General features: G+C 34.4%; 6 protein-coding genes. All 6 read left to right on the forward strand.

Annotated features, from left to right (window positions below; all coding sequences use genetic code 11):
* Nucleotides 1-604: 604 nt before the first annotated feature.
* The 6 genes from rfbB (at nucleotide 605) to H5126_RS20950 (ending at nucleotide 8,527) form a co-directional block, all read left to right on the forward strand.
* The gene (gene rfbB, locus H5126_RS20925) at nucleotides 605-1,684 is read left to right on the forward strand and encodes a dTDP-glucose 4,6-dehydratase (protein WP_182721527.1); all 1,080 of its coding nucleotides are present in this window, start codon (nucleotides 605-607) and stop codon (nucleotides 1,682-1,684) included.
* Nucleotides 1,681-4,350: a glycoside hydrolase family 99-like domain-containing protein gene (locus H5126_RS20930; protein WP_182721526.1), complete on the forward strand. Its 2,670-nt coding sequence runs from the start codon at nucleotides 1,681-1,683 to the stop codon at nucleotides 4,348-4,350. Before rfbB ends, H5126_RS20930 begins: the two co-directional genes overlap by 4 nt.
* Nucleotides 4,340-5,158, forward strand: coding sequence for a hypothetical protein (locus tag H5126_RS20935; RefSeq protein WP_182758558.1), 819 nt, complete (start codon nucleotides 4,340-4,342; stop codon nucleotides 5,156-5,158). Before H5126_RS20930 ends, H5126_RS20935 begins: the two co-directional genes overlap by 11 nt.
* Nucleotides 5,159-5,258: 100 nt before the next feature.
* A complete protein-coding gene (locus H5126_RS20940) occupies nucleotides 5,259-6,527 on the forward strand; it encodes a hypothetical protein (protein WP_182758559.1) in 1,269 nt (422 codons plus the stop codon).
* 66 nt (nucleotides 6,528-6,593) lie between these two features.
* Nucleotides 6,594-7,670 carry a DegT/DnrJ/EryC1/StrS aminotransferase family protein gene (locus H5126_RS20945; protein ID WP_182721531.1) on the forward strand — a complete coding sequence of 359 codons (1,077 nt, stop codon included), beginning with the start codon at nucleotides 6,594-6,596 and terminating at the stop codon, nucleotides 7,668-7,670.
* Entirely contained in the window at nucleotides 7,667-8,527 is an 861-nt protein-coding gene (locus H5126_RS20950) for a sulfotransferase (RefSeq protein WP_182721530.1), read from the forward strand. The genes H5126_RS20945 and H5126_RS20950 overlap by 4 nt, the downstream gene beginning before the upstream one ends.
* Nucleotides 8,528-9,051: the final 524 nt, after the last annotated feature.

A 9,051-nucleotide genomic window follows, 5' to 3' on the forward strand; every position in this document is an offset into this window, starting at 1 on the left:
TTAAGAGATTAAGAGATTAAGAGATTGAGAGATTGAGAGATTATTATTACCACCGAGAAGACAAAGAGAAGTAAAGGAGAAGAGCTAGTAACTTCTCCGTGAAGCGCGAATCGCTTCTGTGCCCTCGGTGGTAAAATTGTTTTGTAGGTGAGGTTTTATACCTCGCTCATAAAGTGATTAATCACCACAGAGAACACCGAAAGTGAAAGAGAAGAGCTAGTAACTTCTCCGTGTAGCGCGCAGCGCCTCTGTGCACTCGGTGGTAAAATTGTTTTGTAGGTGAGGTTTTATACCTCGCTAATAAAGAGGTTAATCACCACAGAGAATACACAAAACAAAGAGAAGTGATTGCAGGCGCTTAGCTTGCTGGTGTTATTAAGCTTCTTGGTTATAAAAATATTTTGTAAGTGAGGTGTAAACCTCACTTTTTAGGCGAGTAAAGTAATTATTATTACTAAATAAAAACACATAAAAGGTCAAAATAAATAACCTTTTATTACCTTACTATTTAGTAAACAACAATTTGTAGTCTTACGGCTTACAGCTTACGACTCGTAACGATGACATAAGGCGTAAAGCCAAAATTTGTAAAATGGAATAACAGATGACAGTAAAAAATTTATTAGTAACCGGCGGCGCAGGTTTCATAGGTGCCAACTTTGTACATTACTGGTTAGCACAAAACCCACAAGACAAAGTAATAGTGCTAGACGCACTTACTTATGCTGGTAACAAAGCAAACCTAGACAGTGTAGCAAACAACCCAAATATGACCTTTGTACACGGCGATATTTGCGATACAGCGTTAATCGAAAACCTAATCGACACTCATCAGTTAAACACCATAGTACACTTTGCAGCAGAGTCGCATGTAGATCGCTCGATAACTGGGCCCGACGCCTTTATTGAAACAAACATACTAGGTACATATAGCTTATTAAAAGCAGCTAAAAAAAAGTGGATAGACGAGCCTAAAGCAGCTGGTAACGAGCCTTTAGAACATCGCTTTCACCATGTAAGCACCGACGAAGTATACGGCACATTAAGCGCGACCGATCCTGCATTTACTGAAGAAACAGCTTATGCACCAAACTCACCATATTCTGCATCAAAAGCGGCAAGTGACCACTTAGTACGTGCATATCACCATACTTATGGGCTTGAGGTTACTACATCAAATTGTTCAAACAACTATGGGCCGTTTCACTTTCCTGAAAAACTAATACCGCTTATTGTTACTAATATTTTAAACGACAAGCCTTTACCTGTTTATGGAGATGGCCAACAAATTCGCGACTGGCTATACGTAGAAGACCACGCACGCGGTATAGAGCTTGTACTTAAAAAAGGTCGTATTGGCGAAAACTATAACATTGGCGGCAATAACGAATGGGCCAATATCGATATAGTTAAATTGGTATGTAAAGTAATGGGTGAAAAGTTTGCTACAAACCCAGAGCTTGCAAAACGCTTCCCAAATGCTAAAGCTGCTATGGAAAATAACGTTGAACAATTAATAACATACGTTACAGACCGCGCAGGGCACGACCGCCGATATGCAATTGATGCAACTAAAACAAATAACGAGCTAGGCTATGTACCAGCAGAGAGCTTTGAAACAGGTTTTGCTAAAACACTTGACTGGTATTTAGATAACGAAGCTTGGTGGAGTGAATTACTATGATTGGCAAATTTCTGAATAAAGGTAAAGTGTTAGAGACTGTTGAACAATTAGAAGACGATAAGTCAAAGAATCTCGGCTGCCTAGATGGCCTAATTGATGGGCATATTTGTGGTTGGCTAACTAGCGAAGACGAAAGCCCCTGTTACTACGAGGTATTTGTCAATAATTTCTTAGTTAGGCAAGGGTTTGCAGACAAGTACCGAGAAGATTTTAAAACATCTACAAAAAGTGGAAATGTTGGCTTTAATATACCAGTTGAGGATTTAATTGCTAATGAAGATATTTTCTTTAGTGAACGTTTAGAAATCTTTATTAGAAGTGATCATAAAAGAATAATAAATAATAGGCTGGTATTACCTAACTCTTTAACCAATCACCTAGAGCACTATAAAATTGCTGGGATCCCATTTAAAGAGATATCTCACAAAATAAGAACATCTGGTCTTTGGGATGACTCTTTCTATATTAGTCGCTACTTAGATTCAAGTTTCAAAGGTGACCCTCTTTTACATTATATGCTTTTTGGATGGAAGAAAGGCTTGAAGTCTAGTCCTTTTTTCTCACAAACTTACTACAACATTCATAATCATGATGTTGTTAGCACTGGCGTTATACCTCTTTATCATTACATAGTTGCAGGCGAAAGTGAGAACAGAAAGCCAAATGAGTTTTTTAATCCTGAGGATTACTTAACAGCTAACCCTGATCTGGCAAACATTGATTGTACTCTACTTGCGCACTACTCTCACAGTGGAAAAAATGAAGGGCGTAGGTTAGCTTTAGAGCCAGAAATAATTAAAGAAGAAAAAGGCATTGATTATTCAGAGCTAGGTTATATCAGTTCTTTTGAACTCGCCGTGTCTAATTTTTATGAGAATGACTTAATAGATACTGAAAATAGCTTAAATACAAAAGTACTAGCTTATTATTTACCTCAATTTCATCCTTTTGAGCAAAATGATGCATGGTGGGGTAAATCATTTACTGAATGGACTAACGTCACTAAAGCAAAACCTCTATTGAAAAACCATAAACACCCAAGATTACCAACTGACCTTGGGTTCTATGATTTGAGACTTAAAGAAAATATAAAAGCTCAAGCGGAGATGGCTAAGGCCGGCGGTGTAGATGCTTTCTGTTTATATTATTATTGGTTCAATGGCACTGTGCTTATGGAAACCCCAATAGAAACAATCTACAAAAATAAAGATATAGATATTGAATATTGTATTTGTTGGGCAAACGAGAATTGGACTAGGGCTTGGGATGGTCTTGATAAAGAAGTACTTATTGAGCAAACTTATTCAGCAGAGGATGATATAAAATATATCGCGCATGTATCAAAGTACTTTGCAGACGAACGTTATGTAAAAGTTGATGGTAAGCCGCTAATGATTTTATATCGTCCTTCTTTGTTCCCAGATATGCAGGCAACTCTCACTAGGTGGCGAAGCTGGGCTAAAGATAACGGCTTTGGTGAATTGCATATCAGCATGGTTCAGTTTGATGATATTGATCCGAATAAATACGGGTTTGATGCAGCAGTTGAGTTTCCGCCACATAAAGTGGCAAGTGAAAATGTTGCACAGCATATGAATTTTAAGGAAGGATTTGCTGGCTCTGTTCACGATTATAGTTCAATGGTTAGTAACTCTCTCAATAAAGTTGATGAAGGTTATACATGCTATAAGGCTGTCACAATGGCTTGGGATAATACGGCGCGACGTAATGATAGGGCTAGTATTTTTACGAATGTTAGTGCTGGTAAGTTTCACCGTTGGATGTCTGGAATAGAAAACATGTACCAACAAAATAGTGTTCCTAATAAAGACAAGCTATTATTTGTAAATGCATGGAACGAATGGGCTGAAGGTACTTACCTAGAGCCAGATAGTCAGCATGGTTACAGCTATTTAAATGCGGTGTCGAAGTTTAAATCTAACGAAGTTATAACACCTAAAATCGCATTACTAGCTCATATCTTTTATGACGATTTAGTTGAAGAGATAATTCAATACGCAAAAAATATCGATTACGATTTTGATATATTGATTACGTGTGTTAGTGATAGTTTTCAAACCGTTTCTAAAAGGTTTAATGAAGAGTTTCCAAATAGCTTGATTGATATAAAGGTTGTGCCAAATAAAGGTCGGGATATAGCTCCGTTTCTTTGTAATCACGTAGATAGCTATTTTAGATATGATTATATATGCAAAATTCACTCTAAAAAAAGCTTACATGCAGGTGGAATTAACAATTGGCGAACCTTTTTATATGACAGGTTGCTAGGTAGTAAAGAGCAAGTTCGGTTTATTTTAGATAACTTTGAGCAAGATGAGTCTTTAGGTATTCAATACCCAGAATATTCAGATGACATTAAACCATTCATTTCGTGGGGCAGTAATAAGAAAATTTGTCATGAATTTATGGGGTCACTGGATTTAGAATGTCCTGATGAGCTGCCAGACTTCCCAGCAGGTTCAATGTTTTGGTTTAAACCTAAGGCACTTCAAACATTGTTTAATTATGGATGGAAAGAAAGTAACTTCCCTGAAGAAAGTGGACAAATAGATGAAACAATAATGCATGCCGTAGAACGATGTCTAGCGATAATTTGCTTTAGTAATAATTACAGCTACTTGAAGGTTAATAAAAATGAAGAGTAAAGGTATTATATATATACACCCAGGCCTAGGAAAAACGGCTACATCTGCGATTCAAAATATTGCATTCAATCAGCTAAAAGAGGATGTTTTATATTTTCCATTTGGACTCAAAGGTGATGTGCATAATTACTTGGCCGACGTTCACCCTATATTTGATGAAGAACACTTTGATATAGAATTAGATAAAGTAGCTCAATTAGATAAAAACAAAAATTACTTTATTTCGTCTGAGTTTCTTTGTTATTGCACAAAAGAGCATATTAAAAGTCTTTGCACAAAAATTATGAGTCTTGGTTTTCATATTAAAGTTATTTTTGCGATTAGAGAGCTTTTACCACTGATTGAATCATCGTACCTTCAGTCTCTAAAGTCAGCTCATGGACTTGTTGCCGGTGAATCGATGTTAGGTTTTTATAAAAGAAACAAACAACAATTTAACTTCAACATGTTAATTAACAAGTGGTCTTCAGTTGATAATGTGGATGTCGTTATAATTGAGTATGACAAATATAAGGATAATTTCGTTAAAGTTTTTTTTCAATATTTAGGTGTTGAGGTTACTGGTAGTAAAAGTGTTACAAATAGCTCTATTAATAGTGTTTTTATAGAACTTATTACTACTATTGATAGGTCAATTATAGGCTTAGAAAAAAAAGATCGAAAAGAAATTATTGATATGCTGATTAAATTAAGTGATAAGTATAGAGGCTCTATTTCTTATACGGATGAAGATATAGAGATTATAGAGCAGGATTTATCAAGCTTGAATAAATTGGAAGAATTAAAAATAAAATATGAGTTTATATAATAAATTTTTATAACTAAAGGTTTAATTGAACTTAAACTTTAATATATTATTTGCTTTTAGGTTACTGAAAGTAAAATGTTATGTGTTTTAAGGTAATCTTGTGAAAAAGACTGAATTTGAATTAATCGTCAAAGCACTAAAGTTTGGCGAAAATAAAGTTAAAGCGTATGAAGACAATTTTAACCAAAGTTACTTTACTGAAAAAAGGCTATGGCCGAATCTAGATAAAAATAATCTAGATTTTTTTAAAAATGAAAGTAAGGATGTAGATATATTCTATAGTAAATTGACTTTGTTTTTAACTACTGAATATGAAAATTTCAAATTGCTTAGTAAAAAAATGAACGATAGAGCCAATATTTCTAATATTATGGACCTTATTCAAGATAAACTTTATCAGCGTAGTGATTTCGACATTGCTCTAGAAAAAAATATAGCTAGCCTATCAAAGTTACCTGATGTAGAGATAAAAAAAAATCTCCAAAATGCTTTTTCAATAAAGAAAGATCAAATTATGAGCTTACCAACTAACTCCTCAGTATTTTATCTAAAAATGAATCATGGTTTTTGGGAGTTCATGGGATACGCTTATTCAGAAGAAGATCGAGGTGAAAGGTTTAGATCTTTTAATGATGATGTTAAGAGACGTGTCAAATATAATTCACATACACAGTTATGGGCTCAACTTGTATTGAACTACTTTACAGAATCGAATGAAGGCATTGTTACTAAGGTGGATTTTGGTCTATCAAATGGGACAATGACTTTTGAGCAAGTGATTAGAAATGAATTAAATATATACGGGCGCGGTGCAGGAGTTAGTATATTATCATTACTTGAAAGCATTAATGGCTTAGGGAGCCCTTTAGAAATTGGTGATGGTACAGCTGCTAGAGCGCTGATGAAAGATAGAAAAATGAGTGAGTTTAGGAATAAGTATATTGATGATACTGAAGCGTGTTTATTTATAGTACCCTCACATCTAAAAGATATTGAGGTAAGCAATTACTCAGGAAGTATTTATAAAATAATTGTCCCAGATTCAAAAATACATGCAACATGGAAAGTCCTAGCTACGCTTGTGATTGGTTATATTAACGAAATAACTAAGACTCATAAGTCTCTGGTGATATTTAGTCAAGGTAGCTCTATATCTCCATTAATTACATTATTATCATCAAAAGTTAGTGGCGAAACTAATGCGTTAATAAGAATGTTTGATATGGGACAACTTTTAGACGCCGCAGCTGCAGGTAAAATGAGGAATTATCAGTGGTTAGATAGTCTAAGTGATGAAGATATAGCTGAAGTTAAAAAAGTCTTTGTATTGGGGGGGGGAAGTGATTTTAGTATCTTAACGCCCTTCTGATTTATAGTAATAAATAGAAAGTATTTCCATTTATAAAATTATAATTTAAATTTACAAGGGCAATTAATGCTTAATGTTACTAAAACTTACTTACCATGCAAAGAAAAGTATAAACGCTATATTGACACTATTTATGAAAATGGCTGGTTAACTAATGGAGGGCCGTTAGTTAAAAAGTTGGAACAGCGGTTGAAGGATTATCTCGGTGTTAAGAATGTAGTGCTAGTTGCTAACGGTACTGTAGCATTGGAAATTGCATACCGCGCTTTGAATATTACAGGTTACGCTATTACAACCCCTTTTAGTTTCGTAGCAACTACTAGTTCGCTTGTTACAAATGGTATTAAGCCTATATTTTGTGATATTGATAAAGATTCATTCAATATAGATGCTAGCAAAATTGAGGCCTCCATTACGCCAAATACCTCTGCAATTGTACCTGTTCATGTATTTGGCAATCCGTGTGATGTTGAAATAATAGATGCTATAGCAAAACACCATAAACTCAAGGTTGTTTATGACGCCGCTCACGCATTTGATGTGCAATTTAAAGAGCGTAGTGTCCTGAATTACGGTGATATATCGACGCTTAGCTTTCACGCCACAAAATTATTTCATTCCATTGAAGGTGGCGCGTTAATTTTTAATGACGATAAACTTGCAGAACGAATTCGTTATTTAATTAATTTTGGTATTAAAGATAAAGAAAATATTCCAGAGTTAGGCACAAATGCAAAAATGAATGAATTTGAAGCGGCTATGGGGTTATGTGTTCTAGATGATATTACTGAAATTAAATCCGCTAGAAAGAAAGTTCATGATCAATATTGCACGGGGTTAAGTGGCTTATTAATACTGCAAGAAAAGTGCCCTGAGTCTAATATAAACTACAGTTATTTCCCTGTTGTTTTTGAGAGTGAAGCGCAGTTACTTAAAGTTGAAAGTGCATTGAATAAACAACAAATATTCCCCCGAAGATATTTTTATCCTTCACTCGATACATTACATTATATAGAGCCCAAACAGACATGCGCTATTTCACGAGATATAAGCAAAAGAATATTGTGTCTTCCTATTTTCCATGGTTTAGAAAGTGACATTGTGCAAACTATAATAGACATTATTAAGTTGGAGTTATCATGAATCGTTTTTTTGTTATTGGTAGCCCACGCTCGGGTACAACTTTATTTAGATTAATGTTAAATAAGCATAAAGGGCTTGTAGTGCCTCCAGAAGCAGGTTTCTTAACTTGGTTGTATGGTAATTACAAAGACTTTAATTGCGGGATGATTGATGATTTTGTTGAGGATTTATCTCAAACTAAAAAGTTTGCTAGCTGGAACGTTGATATCTCAGCTTTACGAGAGTATTTAGTTAAAGCTGGACCACAAAATTATAAAAGCCTTATCGATTTGGTATATGCTTTTTATGCTCAGAGAGTGCTTAAGAAAAACGTTACAATCATGGGAGATAAAAATAATTTCTTCCTGAACGAAATTGATAAAATCAATGGCATTTATCCTGATTGTAAGTTTATACATATTGTCAGAGATGGTCGTAGTGTAGCCGTATCGTATCAAGGACTTGCAAGCCGAAAGTTAAAGTCAAGCAACGCTCCACAACTGAGTGGTTGTATTCATGATATAGCTAAAGTTTGGAAGGCTGATATAGCAGCAATTGAGTCATCTTTTGCTCGTATCGCTAAAGATAGAGTGATGTGTATACGCTTTGAAGACCTAGTACTTGAAACCGAAAGTACTTTGAAAGAAGTATCCGCTTTTCTAAATGTTGAATATGACCCTGAGATGCTTAATTATTACCTGACAACTGAAAGTGAAGGGCTTGAGCCTAAAGATTTTTTAGAATGGAAAGAAAAAAACTCAAAACCATTACTCCCAGAGGAGGCTTATAAATACAAATTAATGGAGCACAATGATAAAGTGATATTTGAAAAAATATGTTTTAATGAACTACAAAAATATTCTTACATAGATAATTAGTTGTACTTGAGAAATGAGTAAAGAAGTTAAAAGGCTGTTGCCAATTTTTTGAGGTCATAAAAACGTTTTTTGTGCTGCTATTTAATCATGGTGAAAGAGTGGAAATTCATTAGTTTTTGATTAAAAATAATTTATTTTATTGAACTCGCTAATCAATTTATTAAGTTCTGAATATAGGCTTATATGCATACCCCATAGCTGTCACTTCTTGGTGTAATGCCTATATTAATTAGTGTAAAGTGTTTGAAACACAAAGTGTTTATTATATAAAGAGGTTAAACCGGATTTATAAATATAAAGTAGTGCTTTATTCCATTGTACTTAATTATCGTTACATAAAAGTTCAAAAGTGCATAAATATATAAGCGCGTTCTCAAGTGGTAATCTTATCGTCGTGAGTGTAGTGGTACAGTGATTTTAGCCACCCATTAAGAAAGAAATGTTATGCTGATAAGCATACAAATTTGGGTGAAAAAATGACGAAATTAAAACGCGCATCGTATTCTGCAGCAATAAAATTAGAA

This window comes from Pseudoalteromonas sp. SG45-3, assembly GCF_014164075.1.
GTDB lineage: Bacteria > Pseudomonadota > Gammaproteobacteria > Enterobacterales > Alteromonadaceae > Pseudoalteromonas > Pseudoalteromonas distincta.